This window comes from Kovacikia sp. CALU 1929 (genome assembly GCF_056784235.1).
The window spans coordinates 34017-56072 of record NZ_JBXBCF010000066.1 but is presented as its reverse complement, the minus strand read 5'-3'; the positions used below and the strand labels follow the sequence as shown (position 1 = coordinate 56072).

Genomic DNA, 22056 nt, shown 5'->3' with positions numbered 1-22056 from the left:
AGTTGAAAGTTAAATCGGATAACGGGTAATGGGTCGTCCTTTGTCATTCGTCCTTTAGCGCCTGTAAATATCAATGACCAATAACCAATGACCAATAACCAATGATCAATGACCAATGACCAAATCACCAATGACCCTCACTTCTATCTAAAAAGGTGAATGAATCGCAATGACAGCCGTTTTGCAGAATTTTATTGATGGGGAATGGTGTGCTTCTGAGGCTACCGAGTTTCTGGATGTGGTGAATCCGGCAACGGTGGAGGTGCTGGCAAAAGTGCCCCTATCAACGACCGCGGAGGTGGATCGGGCAGCTCAGGCAGCAGCCCAGGCGTTTGTGACCTGGCGGCGAATTCCAGCCAGCGATCGCATTCAATACCTGTTTAAGCTCAAAGCTTTGCTGGAGGAAAATCTGGATGAACTGGCACGCACCATTACCCAGGAGTGCGGCAAAACCCTGGCAGAGTCCAGGGGTGAACTGCGGCGGGCGATTGAAAATGTAGAGGTTGCCTGTGGTATTCCAATCCTGATGCAGGGTTATAACTCTGAGGACATCGCCAGGGGCATAGATGAATTTATGATCCGTCAACCGGTGGGGGTGGCGGCGGCAATCTGTCCCTTTAACTTTCCGGGGATGATTCCTTTCTGGTTTATGCCCTACGCGATCGCCTGTGGCAACACTTACATCATCAAGCCGTCGGAGAAGGTGCCGTTGACGATGCAGAAAATCATACATCTGCTAGAGCAGACGGGGCTACCGAAAGGGGTGGTCAATCTGGTTAATGGTGCCAGGGAAGCCGTCGATGCAATTCTGGAACATCCCCTCATCCGGGCAATTAGCTTTGTTGGGTCTACTCCCGTTGCCCGTTATATTTATAGTCAGGCGGCGGCGCATGGCAAACGTGCCCAGTGCCAGGGTGGGGCGAAAAACCCGGTCATTGTGTTACCCGATGCGGATATCGCCATGACAACCCGGATCATGGCAGACAGTGCCTTTGGTTGTGCTGGACAACGCTGCCTTGCCGCGTCGGTTGCCATCACCGTCGGGTCAGCCCGCACAACTTTTACGGAAGCGATCGCCGACACTGCCCAGTCTCGCCTGGTGGGCTATGGTCTGGAGGCAGGGGTGCAGATGGGTCCAGTGATTACAGCCCAGAGCCGCAGCCGGATTGAGGAGTTGATCCAGCAGGGCGCTGCCGAGGGGGCAACCGTGCTGGTGGATGGTCGTCAGCCCCAGATTGCTGGCTATGAACAGGGCTATTTTGTCCGTCCCACAATTTTGCAAAATGTGGACCCTACAGGCGAAATTGCCCGCACTGAAATCTTTGGTCCTGTGCTCAGCCTGATTCATTTAGAAACAATCGAGGAGGCGATCGCCCTGATTAATCGGGGGCAGTATGGCAATATGGCGTGTCTGTTCACCAGCAGCGGAGCCGCCGCCCGCCAGTTCCGCTACGAAGCTGAAGCTGGAAACATTGGAATTAACATCGGCGTTGCTGCCCCAATGGCATTCTTCCCCTTCAGTGGTTGGAAAGATAGCTTCTTCGGCGACCTGCATGGACAGGGACGGCAGGCAGTCGAGTTTTTCACCCAGACAAAGGTGGTGGTTGAGCGCTGGCAGGAATGGACAAGGAAATTTTAGAAACTCTCACCGCTCACCTCACCCCACTTCCCTGGATACAATAGGGCTTGTCCTCCCTCGCTCATCAGTCCCTTGGTTTCCCAATCCTCCCATTCTTCAAAGCCCCTGCTCGTCCTGGTTGACGGGCACTCCCTGGCGTTTCGCTCCTACTTTGCCTTTGCCAAAGGGCGCGATGGCGGGCTACGCACCAAAACCGGCATTCCCACCAGTGTTTCCTATGGCTTCTTAAAGGCGCTGCTGGAGACGATGGAAACCGAGAAGCCCCAGTATGTGGCGATCGCCTTTGACATGGGTGAAAAAACCTTCCGCCATGAAGCCGACGAAACCTATAAGGCAGACCGTCCCGAAGCCCCAGAAGACTTCATGCCCGATCTGGCAAACCTGCAAGAACTGCTGGCAGTGCTGAACCTGCAAATTCTGACGGCTCCTGGCTATGAGGCGGATGACATCATTGGCACCCTGGCACGGCGGGCAGCGGCAGGGGGATTGCGGGTCAAGATCTTAAGCGGCGATCGCGACCTGTTTCAACTCATCGACCCCGACGAGAATACTTCTGTCCTTTACATGAGCACCACCTACGGCAAGGGCACCCCACCCCCCAGGGAATTTGGTTCCACCCAGGTGAAGGAAAAGCTCGGCATTCTGCCCACCCAGGTGGTGGACTTCAAAGCCCTATGTGGGGACTCTTCCGACAACATTCCTGGTGTCAAAGGGATTGGCGAAAAAACAGCGGTTCAATTACTAACCGAATTTGGCAGTCTGGAGCAGATCTACGCTTCCCTGGATAAAGTCAAAGACGCGGTGAGAAAGAAACTGGAAGCCGGACGGGAAGATGCCCTGCGCTCCCAATACCTGGCACAGATCCATCTCGATGTGCCGCTGGATACGGATTTAGAGGCATTCAAGCTCCAGGGGTTTGACGATGAAACGTTGCTTCCCTGCTTAGAAAAGCTGGAGTTCAACTCCTTTCTGGGCAAAATCCGGCAACTGCATCGCCAGTTTGGCGATAGCCCAGAGGAAGGGTCCGCTGAACCCGATGGGGTGGAATCCGCCAGCGCGATCGCCCATTCTCGCTACGAAGACCCCGAACTCTGGTTTTTCAGCCCTGAAGACACCGAAGCGGCACAAAATGAAGTAGCCGTCGTCATTACTCCCCACATTATTGATACACCCGCCAAGCTGACCGAACTGGTCCAACGGCTCCAAACCTTTACCCAGACTGAAACCCCCGTAGCCTGGGACACCGAAACCACCTCCCTGGAACCCCGCGATGCTGAGCTGGTGGGTATCGGTTGCTGCTGGGGCGAGGAACTTTCAGACATGGCATACATTCCCCTGGGACATGCCAAAGGCACCAACCTGGACAAAACCACTGCCCTGGAAGCGTTGCGTCCCATCCTGGAAAGTGCTACCTATCCCAAAGCCCTGCAAAATGCCAAGTACGATCGCCTCGTGCTTCGCTGCCAGGGCATTCACCTTACCGGCGTTGTCTTCGATACGATGCTGGCAAGCTATGTGCTCAACCCGGAGCGCAAACATAACCTGAGCGACCTCAGCAGCACCTACCTGGGCATCACTGCCATGAGCTACAGCGACCTGGTGCCCAAAGGCAAAAGCATTACGGATATTGCCATTCCCGCTGTAGCCAACTACTGCGGTTTAGATGTTTACACCACCTTTCTGCTGGTACCCAAACTCCGCGCCCAGTTAGAAGAAGCCCCTGCCCTGCATCGGTTGCTGCTGGAGGTGGAACTACCCCTGGAACCCGTTCTGGCAGAAATGGAGTACTGCGGGGTACGGATTGACCAGGACTACCTGAAGCAGTTTTCTAAACAGCTAGAAACGGACTTGAAGGCGATCGAAGCACGCACCTATGAGGAAGCGGGTGGGACATTCAACCTGAGTTCACCCAAGCAATTAAGCGAACTTCTGTTTGAGAAACTGGGGTTGGATCAGCGGAAGTCGAGAAAAACAAAGTCTGGCGGCTACTCCACGGATGCCTCGGTCCTGGAACGGTTGGAAGGCGACCACCCCGTCATTCGGGACATCATTGAACACCGCACCCTGTCCAAGCTGAAATCCACCTATGTCGATTCCCTGCCTACCCTGGTGCGAGCGGATACGGGACGAGTTCACACCGATTTTAACCAGGCAATTGCCTCCACAGGTCGCCTGTCGTCCTCCGATCCCAACCTGCAAAATATTCCGATTCGGACGGAGTTCAGCCGTCAGATCCGCAAAGCCTTCATTTCAGAACCCGGTTGGGTCATGGTGGCAGCAGATTATTCCCAGATTGAGCTACGGATTCTGGCACACCTGAGCCAGGAACCAGTGCTGCTGGAAACCTACCAGAACAATGAGGATATTCACAAATTGACAGCGCGGCTCTTGCTGGAGAAGGACGAGATTTCTGCTGAAGAACGTCGTCTTGCCAAGATCATTAATTTTGGTGTGATTTACGGTATGGGTGCCCAGCGGTTTGCGCGGGAAGCTGGGGTGAAGCAAACCGAAGCGAAGACCTTCATTGAGCGATTTAATGAACGCTACTCCAGGGTGTTTGCCTACTTGCAACAGATGCAGCGGGAGGCGATCGCCAATGGTTATGTCGAAACCATCCTCGGTCGTCGTCGCTACTTCAACTTCAGCAGTGAATCTCTGCGCAAGCTGCGGGGTACCGACCCAGGGGCGATCGATCTGAGTCAAGTCAAAGTCCGCGACCAGTACGATGCTCAATCTCTACGGGCAGCCGCTAATGCGCCCATTCAGGGTTCCAGTGCCGACATCATCAAAGTTGCAATGGTCAAATTGCATGATCTGATCCAGAACCGTCAGGCACAGCTGTTATTGCAAGTCCATGATGAACTGGTATTTGAAATGCCCCCTGAGGAATGGGAGGCATTGCAAGCGGAAATTAAATCCACAATGGAATCCGCCGTGCAACTTTCAATTCCGCTGGTGGTTGATATCCGTACCGGAGAGAACTGGATGGAAGCAAAGTAGCCAATTCATGCAACGGTTTCAAACCTGCCAATTATGGCAGAACTCCCTCATCGGCAGCCCACGCGATCAACGCAGAAACTCGGCTTCTTGCTGCAAAGCCCTAAATTGCCTTCGTTAGGACGCATCAGAAACCGAGTTTCCATAAATATTGAACGGTGGTGCTGAATAGCAGTATGAATTGGAACGAAGTTTCAATTCATACTATTCTCAATTCATACTCAAAATCAGCAACGCCAATATTGGACTGATACCGGGTCTAGAGAGGAATAATGCTGGCAATCTTGCCACCCTGACGTTGAACTCTTTGCATGTGAGCATTCAATTCTTCATAGGGAATAACCACTGCCTTATTCACCCGACGCACCTTGGGATATCCCGGTCCGCTAATTCCAGCAACTTCAACCCGGAACAACCGACCAGAACCAAACGCTTTTGATCCACCGAAGGCACTGTAGGAAGCATCCCCCTTACCAGCCGCCAGGAAGGCAAACCCACCTGCACCACCAGAGGGAGGCACGATCGCCGAGGCAGAGTTACGCGCCAGATCCTTCACCAGGCGAGGAGCCGTGCCTGTAAATTGAGCCAGATCACTACTAGCGGAACCCCGATAAAGCTGTAACAACCGGGTAAAGCCAACCGATCGCTGTCCCACTCCCGTTGTCACCAGGTCTCGATAGTAGGGCACAATATTTTCACCAAAGCTTTCCTGATACTCCGCTGAATCGATATAGGAGTCGATATCTGCTTCGTATCCCTTGTCCTGGTACAGATTCATGTGCTCTGTGATTTCGGACTGGTCATAGGGTGCACGTCCCAACAGGTGCTTAAAGTTGAGTTCAATCGTCCGGCTCTGGAAACTATTGTGGAAAAACTTTTGCTTATAAAGGTCTGACTTTGCCAATTGGCGCACAAATTCCTGCACCGTAATCTGGCGATTGCGCAGGAGAGACTCTGGAATGACCAATCGCTCAGCATCGAGTAGATGGGGATTGCCCAATACCTGCTGATAAACGGCACGAATGACCGCTTCAATCTCTCCCTGGGTTGCATTGGGACGCAATTCTAAAGGGGCGGCATCACTAAACGCGGATGTACCGAGGCGAGATGCTGCTGTTGTAATAGCCACCTGCAATTCTCCTTCAATAATCAGTAATGGAAAGTCAATACAATTGCCTGGCAGTTGTCTGGAGATCCCCCTACCATCCCCTCTACCCTGCGGAAAGCCGCAAATACCTGTAGAAAGGGGAACTTCCAGAGAATCACCCCCTCCAAGCTGTGGTGTATAGCCATCTCCTATATCAACCTCAAGACCCTGCATTTGCCCCCCTAGCCCCCCAATTCTGGGGAACCGAACCACTCACAGTTCCCTGGAATTGGGGAATTTAGGGGTTCAGGGTCTGCCAGCTTGAACAAAGAAGACTTCTGTATGCACGGTAGCCTTCTAAGGAGGGGATAAGGGGGAAACAGATGCCGTTATTTCGCCATCCTCTTAGACAGCCGTAACACTGATGACCTTACTGCCAGCCCGGTTAAGCTGTTGCAACTTATTCGTCAGTTGGTCATAGGGTACCAGCAGTTCTGTCGTTGTCCGGCGAACAACCGTTGATCTGGCAGAAGCGGATTGCAATACACGCAGCCGATAAACATCTCCTCGAGTACCACCTATCGCACCGGACAGGGATGCTGAAGCTGGAGGATTGATGGGGGTTGCCACATTTCTCGCCACTTCCCAGGTGAGTTTGGGTTGTTTCTGTCCTTGGGAACGATCGCTATTGGCGTAGCCACGGTAAAGGTGCATCAAACGGCTAAACCCGATCGCCCGCTGTCCAGGATGATCGACTTGAAAATCCCGATGATAGGGAACAACGTTATCACCAAAACTCCGATCATATTCCGCTGAATCAAGATATGAAGAAATCTCAGCTTCATATCCCTCAGAGGTGTACAAATCCAAATGGTATGAAATTTCAGATTGATCGTAGGGTGCCCGCCCTAACAAATGCTTATAGTTCAACTCAATAAAGCGGACATGGAAGTTGGGATACAAAAACTTTTCCCGGTAAAGTTCTGACTGAGCGATCGCCCGAACAAAATCCCGTACCGAAATACTTCCCTGAAGTAAGAGTGATTCAGGCCCCACTAAACGCTCATGTTTCATCAGATACTCATTGCCTAGCACCTGACGATAGGCTGCCCGAATCACAGCCTTGACATCATCTTGAGTCCAATTAGGACGCAATTCAACGGGTTGCGATTCCTCGAAGGGTTTAATCCCCAATCTCCCTGCTTCTTTTAAACCAGCCATAACTATTTCCCCATTCAACTAAACGAAATAGACAACTTTTGCCAGTGGTTTTTAACGTTGCAGATCATGCAAATCGTTAGATTGCCGGGAAAAGTAACCAACAACTACCCATCCATCGATAGAGCTGCTTACCTTCCCCGGCAAGATATGCACTTAGCTCAGGGCATTGATGATGTAGTCGATGTAGGAGTTGGCTTCAAGGGCAGGGTCACCCGACAAACCGTGGTTAGCCTTGATGTACTTGAGGGCTTCAACATACCAGCTGGGAGACAGTTCAAAAGTGCTGTGCATTTCAGCCAGACCAGCCAGCAGATAGTCATCAGCAGGACCCGTGCCACCTGCAATCAGGCAGTACTGAATCATCCGCACATAGTAGCCAATATCACGGGCACACTTGCCTTTACCCCGCGCATCGGAAGCGTAGTTGTTGCCCTGCATTTGGGTGGTGTAGGGGAACTTTTGATAAACCGCATTGGCAGCGCCTTCGGTCAACTGGGACGCTTTATTGGCCAGAGATCTGGCGGCTTCCAGGTCAGCCGTTGCCAGACGAAGACGACCAAAGGCAACTTGAAGTTCGGTGTTGCTCAAGAAACGACCTTGGGAATCAGCAGTTGAGACTGCTTCAGTCAATTGCGTTTTCATTGGCGTAATATCTCCCTAGTGTTTTACAAAGTTTCGGTTGGAATGCGTAATTGTCGAGTTGAAAAATGCTTGAGCATTGCACGCCAGTCAGGATTAACCTACAGCGGCAGCCGCACGATCGAAGTAGCTAGCTAATTCAGCCATCAGGGCGCTGCAATCGCCGGGTTGAATATTGTTGCGATCGTTTGCAATTGCAATCGCAGCATCTTTCATCTTGGTAACGCTGGCTGCCATAGAGCCGGTGGGAACACCCAAAGCCAAATAGGTTTCACGCAGACCATTCAGGCAGCGATCGTCGAGAACACTGGAGTCTCCGATGAACACGGCATAGGTGATGTAGCGCAGGATGATTTCCATGTCGCGTACACAAGCAGAAACCCGACGGTTGGTGTAGGCATTACCACCGGGAGCAATCAGTTGTGGCTGTTCGGCAAATAACTCCCGAGCAGCATTCGCAACGATCGTAGACGCATTGCTGGTAATACGGTTCACAACGTCATAGCGCTTAGAACCATCTTTGACTACACCCATTAATGCATCGATTTGAGCACTGCTGACTAACTCACCCCGAGTGTCCGCCTGAGAAATGACTTTGGTAAAGGCATCTAGCATTTGATTCAATCTCCTAAATTCACTTAATCGAGTATTTATGGCAACTCAAATTTAAACCGGGAGACCCGGTTCAAATTTTCAACCACCAAAACAACTGAAACAGGTTGCAGACAAACTACAGCAGTTATTTGGGGCTACTCGCTACGATTAAAGCAGTTAATTTGTGGCAATTCTGTGCAATTAGAAGGGATTAATAAGAAAAGTAATTAAGAAATATTAAGAGAACCCTGGAATCCCTTATGAGAAGGGCTTGAGAGATTCCCACAAAATTATGAAGTGTAACTCGATCTTTACATTTGGTTACATTTGAAAGGTGTTTGTCCTTGCAAGAATTCTCCCAAAAGTCTCCAAACTTTGCGATAGTTCAAAGGTTGACGGGTTCTGGACGCTGTGATGCAATTCTGGTTCAAGGATCAAAGTCTGTAATATTTTATCAAGCGAATCCAGGTTGCAATCCCCCTGCCCTTGTATGATGATCGCAATAGCTTTTCTCAGGATACGCTTTTGTGAAGTTTAGCAAAGACGGGAGTTTATGTAAGCATGGCAATTCCTCTATTAACTTATTCTCCATCCTGTCCGAATCAGCGTGTTGCTCCGCTGGGCGCACCGGATGACGAATTGACCGTTTACTCAACAGATGATCTGTTTTCGCCATCCGATATAGACAACCTGATTAATGCTGCCTATCGCCAGATCTTCTTCCATGCGTTTAAGTGGGACCGTGAAATCGTTCTTGAATCTCAATTGCGCAATCGACAGATCACGGTGCGCGACTTTATCCGGGGGCTGCTGTTATCGAATACCTTCATTGACAGCTTCTATGATAAGAACAGTAATTATCGCTTTGTAGAGCACTGTGTCGAAAAGGTTCTGGGACGGCGAGTCTATAACCAACGAGAGAAAATTGCCTGGTCAGCGGTAGTGATGACGAAGGGCGTTAAGGGGTTTGTTGATGAGCTACTCAACAGTGATGAGTACCTTGAGAACTTTGGCGAGAACACCGTTCCCTATCACCGTCGTCGGATTCTACCCAGCCGCGCCACGGGTGAAATTCCTTTCAACATTACGTCTCCTCGTTACGATGCCTACCATCGTGCCCAATTAGGTTTCCCCCAGACTATCTGGCAAGAGGTTGTGCGCAGCTTCCGCTCTTACGAAAGCAAGCCCAAAACTGGAGATCCTACTTTATTCATCAATATGGCTAGGAGCATTAGTCCGGTAGCGGCTACCCCTGCCAGAGCTTCAGTGTATGACATTGACATTGACAAGAGCGTACCGTATCGCTCTCGTTAAGGAATGTGAAGTCAGTTTAGATTGAGTTTTGGATTGGAACAAAGGCATCCTCATAGGATGCCTTTGTTCGTAAACGCACCCAATAAATTTGATGCACCGTTTTGGATAGAGTACGGTCAGGGTATCCAGATTTCCGCCTGTGAGTACTAGTGAAAAATGACCGAACCCCTTCCCCTGACTCCTTCGTAACAGAACGTAATGAAACAGGTGGGTAGGCGGGTAACGGAACGTTTTAGACTTTTAAGAAGTTCTTTATCAATCCTATGTTTCCAACACATCGTCCTCGTCGTCTCCGCAGCCATCCCCAGCTTCGTCGGATGGTGCGCGAAACTGTTTTGACCACGAGCGATCTCATCTACCCTCTGTTTGCGGTTCCAGGGCAGGGGATTGCCAATGAAGTGCGATCGATGCCAGGAGTGTTTCAGCTTTCGGTGGACAAGATCGTTGAAGAAGCCAAGGAAGTCTACGACCTGGGTATTCCTGCCATTATCTTGTTTGGCATTCCCGCAGACAAGGACACCGATGCTACCGGGGCATGGCATGACTGTGGGATTGTTCAAAAGGCGGCAACAGCCGTCAAAGAGGCAGTTCCCGACCTGATCATTATTGCGGATACCTGTCTCTGTGAGTATACTTCCCACGGTCATTGTGGCTATTTGCAAGTGGGCGACCTGACGGGACGGGTGCTGAACGATCCCACCCTGGAGTTGCTGAAAAAAACTGCCGTTTCCCAGGTGAAGGCAGGAGCTGACATTATCGCGCCCTCCGGGATGATGGATGGCTTTGTGCAGGCAATTCGGGAAGGGCTGGATGAGGCTGGGTTTGAGGACACGCCAATTCTGTCCTATGCTGCCAAGTACGCCTCGGCATACTATGGTCCCTTCCGAGATGCAGCGGATTCGGCTCCCCAATTTGGCGATCGCCGCACTTACCAGATGGACCCGGGCAATAGCCGCGAAGCGCTCAAGGAAATTGAGTTAGACATTGCCGAAGGGGCAGACATGCTGATGGTCAAACCAGCTCTGGCTTATATGGATATCATCTGGCAGGTGAAGCAGGCGTGTGACCTACCTGTCGCTGCTTACAACGTTTCTGGCGAATACTCCATGGTCAAAGCGGCGGCTCTCAACGGTTGGGTTGATGAGGAGCGGATTGTGATGGAAACTCTAACTAGCTTTAAGCGGGCAGGAACCGATTTGATCCTGACTTATCATGCTAAGGATGCCGCCCGTTGGTTAGGTGCCTAGTGCAAGAAAGCAGAAGTAGGAAGGCAGAAGTAGGAAGGCAGAAGTAGGAAGGCAAAACCCTGATAATTCTGCCTTCGAGCTTCAATGAACTGAGGGATTATTTCCAACAAGATGTACTAGACTCAGAGCAGAGTTTGGAGTGCGAAGTCAGTCAGGATATCCAGATTTCCGCCCGTGAGTACCAGGTTTTATATCGGGATGCACTACGTAAAAAAGGGGGCGTTGCCCCCTTTTTTAGTTTTTCTATCAGTAATTTCTATTAGTAACTTTCGTCCTGCGCTTCTTCCTTGGTGTTGGTCTGGCGGAAGGGAGTTTCGCGGACAAACTTCATGTGAATTGAGCGGTTTTGTTCGCCATCGGCGGCAACTGCCATGATCGGAAAGTCGAGTAAGCCGTCCTGGAAGGACATCTGGAACCGGAAAGTGCCATCGGGATTGAGTTGAATCGGACGACCAGCGATCGTCACTGTGGCATCGGGTTCGGTAGCTCCGTAGATAATCAGTTCTGCGTCAGCAACCAACCAGAACTTGCGAGCGCGAATGGGGGGCATCGAAGCTGAGAAACCGACTCCGGACATGGTTAACCCCGACATCGTTAGTCCCGACATGGTTAACCCCGACATCGTTAGTCCAGAGAAGGTAGGAACGCCGGAAACACCGGGAGCGAATCCCATCCCCATGCCAGAAGGGAACAGCGAGGAACTGAGCGCCGCCCCAGAAGCCATTTGCATGGAGCCAAAGACCGAACCCGGAACGTGCTGCATAGAGCCAAAGAGAGAGCCTGCTACCCGCATCGCTTCGGCGGACTCTGCCATGCCAAAGATCTGGTCATAAATGGGATTGCCGGTTGCCAGCCGACGACCCGGAGGAATTAGCGTGGCGAAGGTTTTGCCGCGCAGGTCTTCATCCCAGCCAATGGTGGCGAAGTAGTCTTCGTACCAATCCGAGGGGAAGACGGGGGGAATGCGGCAGGGAGCCGATCGCGCCAGCATTAACCAACGCCCATCTACTGTCAGGTAACCAATCTCGGCAATGTAGTCGCGATCGCTGACCGGAATCGGCACATACCAGTCCCGCGCTATCTCATCACAGTCGTACTGCTGCAAGCTATGGGGAGCCTGATGGCTCAGGTCTACTTCAGTGACATCGTAAATTCGCAGTGCCAACTTTTGCCCACCCTGGCGACGCACCTCTTCCCGGTGTTCGTTGGGAACATCCCAATAGGCGTATGCCCACTGGGGGTCACGGGGCATCAGAATGATCCGGCTCTCCCCATAACCATCGGGAAGCCCAGGCAATCCTTGGTCTACGGATGCCAGGTCTTCACTGCTGAGGTCGGTCTGTCCGACATCAAACTTGGCAGCTTCCACATTCGATTGATCATCACTGGAAAGGGCTGCCATTGCTATAGCCCCGGCTCCGGCTGCCAGGGTTGCGCCTGCCAGTCCAGGATCAATTGGTGGCGGTGGCGGCGGGGGGACATCACCGGGGGAAGGCGCGACTGGGGATGCTTCGATCAGCAAGTCCTGATCAGAATAGGCAGGCGGAGAAACCCGAATCGAGTTTGATCGTGCTGCCGGTAGCCAGCCTCCATCCCGCGTCAAATAGCCCACCTCTGCAACATAATCCCGGTCAAATGCGGGAATCGGCAGGTTGCGATTCTCTAACCAATCCGCTACATCAAATTCTTCCGAACTAGGGGGGTTCTGGGTTGCCGGATCTAACCCGGTGACATCGTAGAGCCGTAAAACCAGGTTTTCTCCTCCCTGCGCCTGCATTTCTGCCTTATGCTGATCGGGTATTTCCCATTGGGCGTATGCCTGGTGATGGTCGCGGGGAGTGAGGGTAATGTGGCTGCGTCCAGGGGATTTGCCTGCCAATCCTGCGATCGCGGCGGCTCCGACACCAACTGCGGCGGCTCCCGCCAGTCCAGCGGGGATGTCGATTCCTGGAGTGGATGCCGTGGTTGCTGAGACAGGTGTTTCTGGGACAGCACCAATCACCGTATCGGCGGCAGGTGGGGGCGTGGCTCCCGGTACGACCGATGGCGGGGGTGGTAGTTCCTCAGGAGTGATTACATCGGGTGTTGCTGCTTCAGAAGCAGGATGTACCGGGGGAACCGGGGGTGGGGGAGCGATCGGGGGCGAGGGGGGAGTCGGCGTAACCTGGTTAGAGCCATCGGCGGTTTGGTGTCCTCGACTACGCCAACCCAGCCAGAGTAGGGGCAGTAGCGGCAGCAACAGCAGCCAGAGCCAGGGGGAAAGGACACCCTCCGTACTGCTGCCAAGGCTACCCCAATGGGTTCGTAGGGGTGTAAGGGCAGCGGGCTGGGCTGTTTCGACGGGAGGAACTGGGGCAGAAGGGGTTGTCCCATCAGGACTGGCTACCGCATCAGGACTGGCAGGAGCGGTTTGGGCGATCGCCCCCTCTACCCTGGCGGTTTCAATGGCAGACCGATTTTCAGCCGCAGTGGCATAGGCAAGAAACGCCTGCACCGCCACCGGAGGAGTATCCTTATAAACGTAGACTAGGGGCTGAGAGAAGGGATAGCGAGGATCGTTGGGTAGGGTCTGGTGCATTTGCAATACCCGCACTCCTGGCTGGTTAAACACCTGATCGGCAATGGCATAGCTAATGCCATCGGTGCCCAACTCTTTAAGAACCGCTTCCGTACTGTCTTCCTCTATTTTGATGGCACTGGCAACCACGGCAAAAGGAGCGGCTTTAAACACGGGATAGGCGCGAAAAGCCTGACGGGTATCGCTGGTTTCCGGTCGGTCAATCAAGCGAATGGCACCGGGATCGCCCCCAACCTCTGACCAATCCGTGATTTCACCTCGGAAAATCTGCGCAAACTGTTGATCTTGGATGTTGCCGTTAAAAGAATTATTGGGTGCGACAATCAAGGCAATCTTATGGCGGGCAACCTCAATTTGTTTTAACCCCTGGGCAATTTCCTCATCCGTCAGGGGGCGACCTATCGCCGCCAAATCCACCTTGCCATCCAGGACTGCCTGAATTGCCGTTGGAGTTCCGTTATAAGCAAACTCAACCGTGGTGCCGGGATACTGCGCCTCGTACTTTTCTTTCAGCACTCGGTTAATCCCCCTCATGCTGGTCGAGCCATCCACCCTCACCTTCTGATCCTTGGGCACAACTGGAGGCAGACTAAAGGAAGGTGCCGGAGACTGGGCTAAAGCTAGGTCGAGCGATGGAAAAAACGGTAGAGGGGTTGCAGCAGTGGAAGCCAGAGCCAGCAATATAGCGAAAGAGAACACGGAATAATCTTTTTTTGGCAACATCATATTAAAAAGCGGCGTAGCCAGTCCTGTTTGACGTTAATTTTTGCAAAAGACACCCGAATTGTATAGTCCTCTGTCCAGTAAAGGAAGCTCTTATGGACACCGCCTCCCTTGATCCAGCCAATAATCCGGCAAAAGATCCGCCAAATTCCCTGCAAGCGACTCTGAGCAAGATGGAGATGACGCTGAGCACGATCGCCGATGCGATTGTTTGGACAGATGCCCAGCAGCAAATTGAGTGGTACAACCCTGCCTTCGATCGCCTGATGGGGCATCCTCCCACCTCCTTGATTGGCTCCCCATTGAATCATCTGCTGCCGCTGGTCAAGTCCGGTCAACCCGTGCCTCCAGAGGACTATCCAGATGCAAAAGCGCGGCGGCGGGAGTACCAGACAACGGACTATCGGTTCCCTCAGGGCGATCGCTCCCGGCAATTGGAAATTATAGCCAACCCGATCAGTTCTGAGGGCGGACAATCGGTGGTGCTGGTTCTGCGGGATGTCACCCAGGCGAACCGCGTGGCAGCGGAACGGCAGCAGGTTGAGCAGGAACAGGAAAAGACCCTCTCCCTGCTGAAGGCAACCCTGGAATCAACGGTAGACGGCATTCTGGTCGTAACCCACGATCGCAACACCCCCGTCTATAACCAGAAATTTTTACAAATGTGGGGCTTGTCCGAGTCTCTGATGCAACCTGGAGTAGCGGACGAACGCCTGAGCGCGCTAAGTGAACAAACGAAAGATCCAGAGGGATTCACCGCCAGGATATGGGAACTGTTTCGCGATCGCCCAGAGGAAACGGTTCTGGATACGCTGGAATTCAAAGACGGGCGCATTTTTGAACGCTACTCCCAACCCCTACGCAACGGGGATCAGGTGATTGGTAGGGTCTGGAGCTTCCGTGACGTAGCAGAACGCAGGCGGAACGAGCAGGCACTGCAACAGCAGGCAACTGCCATCAAAGCCTCGATTGACGGCATTGCCATCCTGGATGCAAATGAAACCTATGTATATCTGAACGACTCCCACGCCCGCATCTATGGTTACGACAACGTTCAGGAATTGATTGGCAAAAACTGGAAAATTTTGTACAGCGAAGCCGAACAACAACGGTTGGAACACGAGGCATTTCCGGTGTTTCAACAGAATGGGCACTGGCAGGGAGAGGCGATCGGCATTCGTCGCGATGGCAGTGCCTTTCCCCAGGAAGTTTCCCTGTCTGCCACCCAGACCGGGGGGCTGGTCTGCATTGTGCGGGACATTAGCCATCGGAAACAGGCAGAAGCCGCCCTGCGGCAGGCAGAGGAGCGATATCGCAGCATTTTTGAAAATGCCGTTGTGGGGATTTACCAGATCACACCGGACGGGCAGTACCTGAGTGTCAATCCCACCCTGGCTCAGATGTACGGCTACGAATCGCCCGAAAGTATGATTGCCCATCTGACGGCTATTTCCCAGCCGGTTTATGTGAAGGGCGATCGCTGGCAGGAATTCAGGCAATGTCTCGCCACCCATGACACCGTTACCGATTTTGAGACAGAGGTTTACCGCCAAGATGGCAGCACCCTCTGGGTATCCGAAAACGCCCGCACGGTGCGAGATGCTAGAGGAGCCATTCTCTATTATGAAGGCACCAGCATCGACATCACGGAACGGAGGCAAGCTGAACAGGCACTACGGAACAGCGAAGAACGCCTGCGGCTGGCGCTCGAAGCCGGACAGATGGGCATCTGGGACTGGAATATCCTCACCGGAGCCGTCAAGTGGTCTGACAATCTGGAAGAAGTCCACGGTATGGAACCGGGCAGCTTTGGCGGTACCTTTGAGGAGTTTCTTCAGATTGTTCATCCCCAGGATCGGCAATGGGTGGGTCAGGCAATTACCCATGCTGTTGAACGGGGTACCGATTACGACATTGAATTCCGCATTCTCTGGGCAGACGGCAGCATTCACTGGATCGCTGGAAAAGGTCAAACCTTCCACGACGGCGCAGGCAGAGCCATTCGCATGATTGGCACCGGCATGGACATTACCGAACGCAAACAGGTCGAAGCCGAACGCCAACAGGCAGAAACCGCCCTGCGCCAGAGCGAAGAACGGTTACGATTAACCCTCGACTTTTCCCGGATTGGCATCTGGAGTTGGGACTTAGTGACGGGATCGCTGATCGCCAGCAAAGAATCCATGCGGCTGGTGGGGCTGGAACCAGGGGTAGAAGTCAGCTACCCCCTGTGGCGGAATCTGGTGCATCCAGAAGACATTGACCCGGTGGAGCAGGCACTCACCCATGCCCTGCAAACCCACACCGACTATGAGGCTGAATATCGCGTGATCTATCCCGATCGCAGCATTCGCTGGATCGTTGCCAGAGGGCGGTGTGTCTACGATGATGCCGGACAACCCCTGCGGATGCTGGGTGTCCTGATTGACATCACCGATCGCAAACTGGCAGAGGACGCGCTGCGGGAGAGCGAGGCAAAGCTGCGACTGACCCTGGAATTTGCTCGGATTGGCACCTGGGACTGGAACATTGCCGCTGCCCAAATGCTGCTCGATGAAAGCGCGATCCGATTACTGCAAATTGCTCCTGAGGAAACCGATGCCCCTGGTGATGCCTGGTTTAACCGGATTCACCCGGATGATGCCGATCCATTCCGACAGACGTTGCAGGCATCTCTGGCAAACCACGCCGATTTTGAAGCAGAATATCGCCTCCTGTTTCCCGATGGCAGCCTGCGCTGGTTGCTGGATCAGGGACGGGGTGTTTATGACGAAGCGGGTCAGCCGGTGCGGATGCTGGGTGTCCTGATTGACATTACCGATCGCAAACAGGCAGAAGAGGCACTGCGCCAATCAGAAGCCAGATTCCGGATTCTCTACGAAGCGACGGGTTTAGCCGTGTTGCTGCTGGATGAAACCGGCTTTTTTGACTGCAACCAGGCAGCGGCAGACCTGCTTGGCTACCCGCGCCAGGACATTGTGGGTAAGTATCCCAGCGAACTATCCCCCCCCTACCAGATGGATGGACAGGACTCTGCCAGCCTTGCCAGTCAGTTAATTGATCTCACCCTGGAGCAGGGTAGCAGCCGGTTTGAATGGATTCATCAGCGTCCCGATGGCACCGAGTTTCCGGTGGAGGTGTGGTTGACCACGGTGGTCGTCGGCGATCGCCATTTCATCCAGGCGATCATCCAAGATCTGACCGAGCGCAAGCAAGTGGAAGCGGCTCTGGCAGAGCAGGCAAGCCTGGAGGCATTCCGGGCTGACGTAGACAACGCCCTGGCACAAAGCGACACCCTGCCAGTCATGCTCCAGCGCTGCGCCGCTGCCGTCGTGGTTCATCTGAATGCCGCCTTCGCCCGCATCTGGACCTTGAACGCGGAAGAAAACATGATGGAGCTAAAAGCCAGTGCCGGAATGTACACCCGTCTGGATGGTACCTACAGTCGGATTCCAGTGGGTAGCCCCAAAATTGGCAGAATTGCCCAGGATCACCAGCCCATCATTACCAATGACATCCAGAACGACTCCCATACCTTCAACCAAGACTGGGTGAACCAGGAGGGGTTTGTCGCCTTTGCCAGCTATCCTTTGATGCTGGGCGATCAGTTCCAGGGAGTGATTGCGATGTTCTCCCGCAAACCCATTACAGATGCGATCGCAGAGGCTTTGGGGTTCGCCGCCAGCGAAATTGCCCTGGGGATTGGACGAAAACGGGCAGAAGCCGCCCTGCGGGAGAGCGAACTGAAGTTTCGCACGATTGTCGAAAATGCCAATGATATTATCTTTTCCCTCACCCCCGAAGGCATCATTTCGTATATCTCTCCCAATGTGTTCCATACCCACGGGTATGAACCAGCGGAAATGGAGGGCAAATCCTTTGCACCATACATTCACCCCGATGATTTACCTATCTGCCTGGAGGCAGTGAACCGGGCACTCACCAGCAGCGAAAACCAGTTTGGGCTTGAATATCGCACTCTCCATCAGCAGGGTGGCTGGCGCTGGCAGGTTGCCAATATGTCGGTTTCCCAGGATGTGGAAGGTCGTCCACTGATTGTGGGCATTGCCCGGGACATCACTGAACAAAAGCGGATTGAAGCCGAACGCCAACTGGCAGAAGAGGCACTGCGGGAAAGTGAGGCACAGTACCGGGATCTGGTGGAAACGGCAAACAGCATCATTATTCGCTGGGGCACCGATGGCACCATGCAATTCATTAACGATTATGGTCAGCATTTCTTTGGCTACCATGCCAGTGAAATTCTCCATCACAATGTGGTGGGCACCATCGTTCCTCAATTTGAAAGTTCTGGGCGCAATCTCCAGGCAATGGTGCGGGATATGCAACACCATCCCGAAAACTATGCCGTCAATGAAAACGAAAATATTCGTCAGAACGGTGAACGAGTCTGGGTGATGTGGGCAAACAAACCAATTCTGAACGAGGATGGCAATATCATTGAAATTCTTTCCGTCGGAACGGATGCCACTGAACGCAAACGAACGGAAGAGGCTTTACAACGCAGCGAATTAAAGTTCCGCACCATTGTTGAAAATGCCAATGACATTATTTATGTACATAATTCAGAGGGTAACTTCACCTATGTTTCACCGAATGTCACTTCGATTCTGGGATATGCCCTGAACGAAGTAGAACAGGGATCCTTTACAGCGATCGCCCACCCGGATGATTTAGACCGATGCCGTGACGTTTTGCAACGGGTCGTTGTCCAGGGGGAAAAGCAACAGAACCTTGAACTGCGGATTCGGCACCGGGATGGTAGCTGGCGCTGGTTTAGCTGTAATGAGTCTCCCATCAGCGATTCCGATGGGCAGGTCATGGTCATGGGCGTGGCGCGGGATATTACTGATCGCAAGCGCACCGAAGCCCAAATCCAGGAAAATCTGAACCTGCTGGATGGCGTGATCAATGGCACCAGCGACTTTATCTTTGTGAAAAACCTGGAGGGGCAATACATCCTGGTCAACCGTGCTTTTGTTGAAGCCTTTGGCAAACCTGCCCAGGAAATTGTGGGTGCAGATGACTATGCCATCTTTCCCCCAGAGACAGCTCGGCAGATTGAAGCCATAGATCGCACCGTCTTTGCCGAAGGAACGGTCAAAACCTTTGAAGAAGCCGTCCCAATTCGGGGTCAAGTACACACTTTTTTCACCACCAAAACCCTCTACCGCGATGGGCAGGGAAATGTGCGGGGGTTGATTGGCATTGCGCGGGATATCAGCGATCGCAAACGTGCTGAAGAAGCCCTCCGCCTGAGTGAATTGAAGTTCCGCAATATTTTCAACAACTCCCAGGTGGGAATCTTCCGTACCGGCATTGAAGATGGCTTAATTCTGGAAGCCAATCAAAAGTATGTAGAATTTACCGGATATCAGTTTCCTGAAGAACTGCTTAATCAACATTACAGCACTGAATTTTACATCAACCCAGAAGATCGCCAGCGAATGCTGAATGAACTCCAGGAGACGGGAGAAGTGAACAACTTTGAAATGCAGTTTCGCCGTCTGGATGGAACCATTCGCTGGGGTATGTACTCGGTACGGCTCAACCCCGATGAGCATTGCCTGGAAGGGGTGATCGCCGACATCAGCGATCGCAAACAGTTGGAAGCAGAACTGCGCCAGTCTCAGCAGTTCCTCGATAGCATTCTAAACAACATTCCCCTGGCACTGTTTACCAAAGACATCCAAAACGATTTCCGCTATGTTCTGATTAACCAGAACTCTGATCAGATTCTGGGCTTTCCCAGAGAAGGGGCGATCGGCAAAAATGATTACGACCTGTTGCCCAAAGAACTGGCAGATGCCTATCGGAAACAGGATCAAATGGCAGTTGACCTGGGCACCCTGCATGAAATTCCGGAGTACCCGATTCAGACCAGGGAGGGCACGATTCTGGCGCGATCGATGAAACTGCCCCTGTTTGACAGCCAGGGCAACCCTACCTACCTGCTCTGCATCTCCGAAGATATCACTGAACGCAAACGGCAGGAAGAAGCTCTGCGCCTGATTGTGGAAGGCACGGCAGCCAAAACGGGTGACGACTTCTTCCGCACCTGCGCCCGCTATCTGGCAGAGGTCCTTCAGGTTCACTGTGCCTTTGTCACCGAATGGTCGAATGAGCAACATACCCGCGTGCGTCTGCTGGCAATGTGGCTGGGGGGGGCATTTAGAGACAACTTTGAATTTGATCTGTGTGGCACTCCCTGTGAAAACGTGGTTAGAGGGAAGCAACTCTACTTCTACCCGGAAAATGTGCCCAGCCTTTTCCCCTACGATCCCTATATTCCAATGCTGCAAGCCGAGAGCTATTTGGGAATTCCCCTACGCGATTCCTCCGGTAAGATGCTGGGCTACCTGGCAGTGACGGATAACAAACCAATGAAGCCCGATCCGGGACGGGAACTCATTCTCAAGGTGTTTGCTGCCCGTGCCGGAGCAGAACTGGAGCGTAAACAGTCTGAAACTGCGCTCATGGTTGCCAAGGAAGCGGCGGAAGCGGCGAACCGGGCAAAGAGCACCTTCCTGGCAAACATGAGCCATGAACTGCGAACGCCGCTCAACTCCATCCTGGGCTTTACCCAATTGATGGTGCGAGATACGAGTCTGGCAACCCAACAGCGCAACTTTCTAGAAACGATCAACCGCAGTGGGGAACACCTGCTGACGCTGATCAACGATGTCCTGGAAATGTCCAAAATTGAAGCTGGACGAACGGTTCTGAACTCAGAGTCCTTCGACTTACACCTGTTGCTGCACACGGTCTATGAAATGTTTCAGGAGCGGGCAGACAATAAGTATCTGGCGCTTGAGTTTGATCAGTCTGCTGATTTACCCCAGTATGTAGTTGCAGATGAAGGGAAACTGCGGCAGATTTTAATTAACCTGTTGAGCAATGCAATCAAATTCACCCAGGCTGGTAGGGTATCCCTGGCGGCATCTGTCCTCAGCCGTCACGGAAACGTTGATGACGTTCAGCGGCAGCCAACCGATAACCAGTGGATCCTCTACTTTGAAGTGGAAGACACCGGCATTGGGATTGCTCCTGACGAACTCGAAACCCTGTTTCAACCATTTGTTCAGACATCGAGTGGCAACCAGAATAGGGAAGGCACAGGATTGGGGCTGGCAATCAGCCGCCAGTTTGTTCAACTAATGGGTGGCAGTATTAGTGTTACCAGCACCCTGGGACAGGGATCGGTTTTTAGTTTTGATGTGCCAGTGCGGTTAGTCGATTCAACGGCTGTGCCTGCCCCCGTCGCTTACAAGCAGGTGATTGGGCTTGCCCCCGATCAACCGATTTATCGGATTCTGGTGGTAGACGATCGCCCCGAAAACCGCGATCTGGTCACCCAACTATTACTGAAAGTGGGTTTTGAAGTCCGCACTGCCAATAACGGGCAGGAGGCGATCGCCCAATGGCAAACCTGGCATCCTCACCTGATCTGGATGGATATGCGAATGCCGGTTATGGATGGCTACGAAGCCACCAGACGAATTCGGGATGTGAAGTCCCGCGTTCTACTGTGTGTCAAAAACTCTACAAAGATTATTGCCCTGACCGCCAGTGCCTTTGACGAACAGCAATCCACCATCCTTGCCGCTGGTTGCGACGATCTGGTGATCAAGCCCTTCCGGGAGGCGGTAATTTTTGAAAAGATGGCAACCCATTTGGGAGTGCAGTATGTGTATGCAGCGGAACCCTCGGTAGAGGGAGGTAATGAGCCATCAGCAGAGCCTCCAACCGCCATCCCCGTGTTTAGCCTCAGTCCAGAGTCCTTCGACTCGATGCCGCCTGAATGGGTCAAGCAACTGCACCAGGCAGCCCTGGCTGTGGATAGCGATCAGATCCGGCAATTGGTGGAGCAAATCCCAGCGGGCGATCGCGCCCTGGCAGAAGCACTCACCCATCTGGTGCAGCAATACAACTTCGATGAAATTCTGGAACTGACTCAAGGCACGAACTAGCGGGTTTTAGCCCTCCAAGATCTCAA

The 22056-nt window shown here is 52.8% G+C and carries 10 protein-coding genes; 5 read left to right on the top strand and 5 right to left on the bottom strand.

From position 1 onward, the window contains the following. The first annotated feature begins 169 nt into the window (after nt 1-169). The gene (locus tag AC1S52_RS14340; RefSeq protein WP_482029701.1) at nt 170-1639 is read left to right on the top strand and encodes a CoA-acylating methylmalonate-semialdehyde dehydrogenase; all 1470 of its coding nucleotides are present in this window, start codon (nt 170-172) and stop codon (nt 1637-1639) included. 72 nt (nt 1640-1711) lie between these two features. After that, a complete protein-coding gene (polA, locus tag AC1S52_RS14335; protein WP_482029700.1) occupies nt 1712-4639 on the top strand; it encodes a DNA polymerase I in 2928 nt (975 codons plus the stop codon). A 256-nt stretch (nt 4640-4895) separates the two neighbouring features. Here polA and AC1S52_RS14330 read toward each other — a convergent pair whose 3' ends face one another. The 4 genes from AC1S52_RS14330 to AC1S52_RS14315 all read right to left on the bottom strand — a co-directional run bounded on the left by AC1S52_RS14330 (nt 4896) and on the right by AC1S52_RS14315 (nt 8198). Beyond that, a complete protein-coding gene (locus AC1S52_RS14330; protein ID WP_482029699.1) occupies nt 4896-5957 on the bottom strand; it encodes a phycobilisome rod-core linker polypeptide in 1062 nt (353 codons plus the stop codon). Nucleotides 5958-6128: 171 nt separating this feature from the next. Continuing rightward, complete coding sequence (locus AC1S52_RS14325) at nt 6129-6944, bottom strand: phycobilisome rod-core linker polypeptide (protein WP_482029698.1); 816 nt, start codon at nt 6942-6944, stop codon at nt 6129-6131. Between the two features lie 153 nt (nt 6945-7097). After that, a complete protein-coding gene (gene cpcA / locus AC1S52_RS14320; RefSeq protein WP_482029697.1) occupies nt 7098-7586 on the bottom strand; it encodes a phycocyanin subunit alpha in 489 nt (162 codons plus the stop codon). A 93-nt stretch (nt 7587-7679) separates the two neighbouring features. Continuing rightward, nucleotides 7680-8198: a phycocyanin subunit beta gene (locus AC1S52_RS14315; RefSeq protein ID WP_482029696.1), complete on the bottom strand. Its 519-nt coding sequence runs from the start codon at nt 8196-8198 to the stop codon at nt 7680-7682. 540 nt (nt 8199-8738) lie between these two features. Between AC1S52_RS14315 and AC1S52_RS14310 the strand changes: the two genes are divergently transcribed. Together AC1S52_RS14310 and hemB are read left to right on the top strand one after the other, a co-directional pair. Continuing rightward, nucleotides 8739-9491 (top strand): phycobilisome rod-core linker polypeptide, encoded by a 753-nt coding sequence (locus AC1S52_RS14310; protein ID WP_482029695.1) that lies wholly within the window; start codon nt 8739-8741, stop codon nt 9489-9491. Between the two features lie 263 nt (nt 9492-9754). After that, on the top strand, nt 9755-10738 hold the full coding sequence (gene hemB, locus AC1S52_RS14305; RefSeq protein ID WP_482029694.1) for a porphobilinogen synthase: 984 nt from the start codon (nt 9755-9757) through the stop codon (nt 10736-10738). A gap of 259 nt (nt 10739-10997) precedes the next feature. Here the strand turns inward: hemB and AC1S52_RS14300 are convergent, their stop codons facing one another. Further along, the gene (locus tag AC1S52_RS14300; RefSeq protein WP_482029693.1) at nt 10998-14042 is read right to left on the bottom strand and encodes a DUF4912 domain-containing protein; all 3045 of its coding nucleotides are present in this window, start codon (nt 14040-14042) and stop codon (nt 10998-11000) included. Nucleotides 14043-14134: 92 nt separating this feature from the next. Between AC1S52_RS14300 and AC1S52_RS14295 the strand changes: the two genes are divergently transcribed. Next, nucleotides 14135-22030 (top strand): PAS domain S-box protein, encoded by a 7896-nt coding sequence (locus AC1S52_RS14295; protein ID WP_482029692.1) that lies wholly within the window; start codon nt 14135-14137, stop codon nt 22028-22030. Nucleotides 22031-22056: the final 26 nt, after the last annotated feature.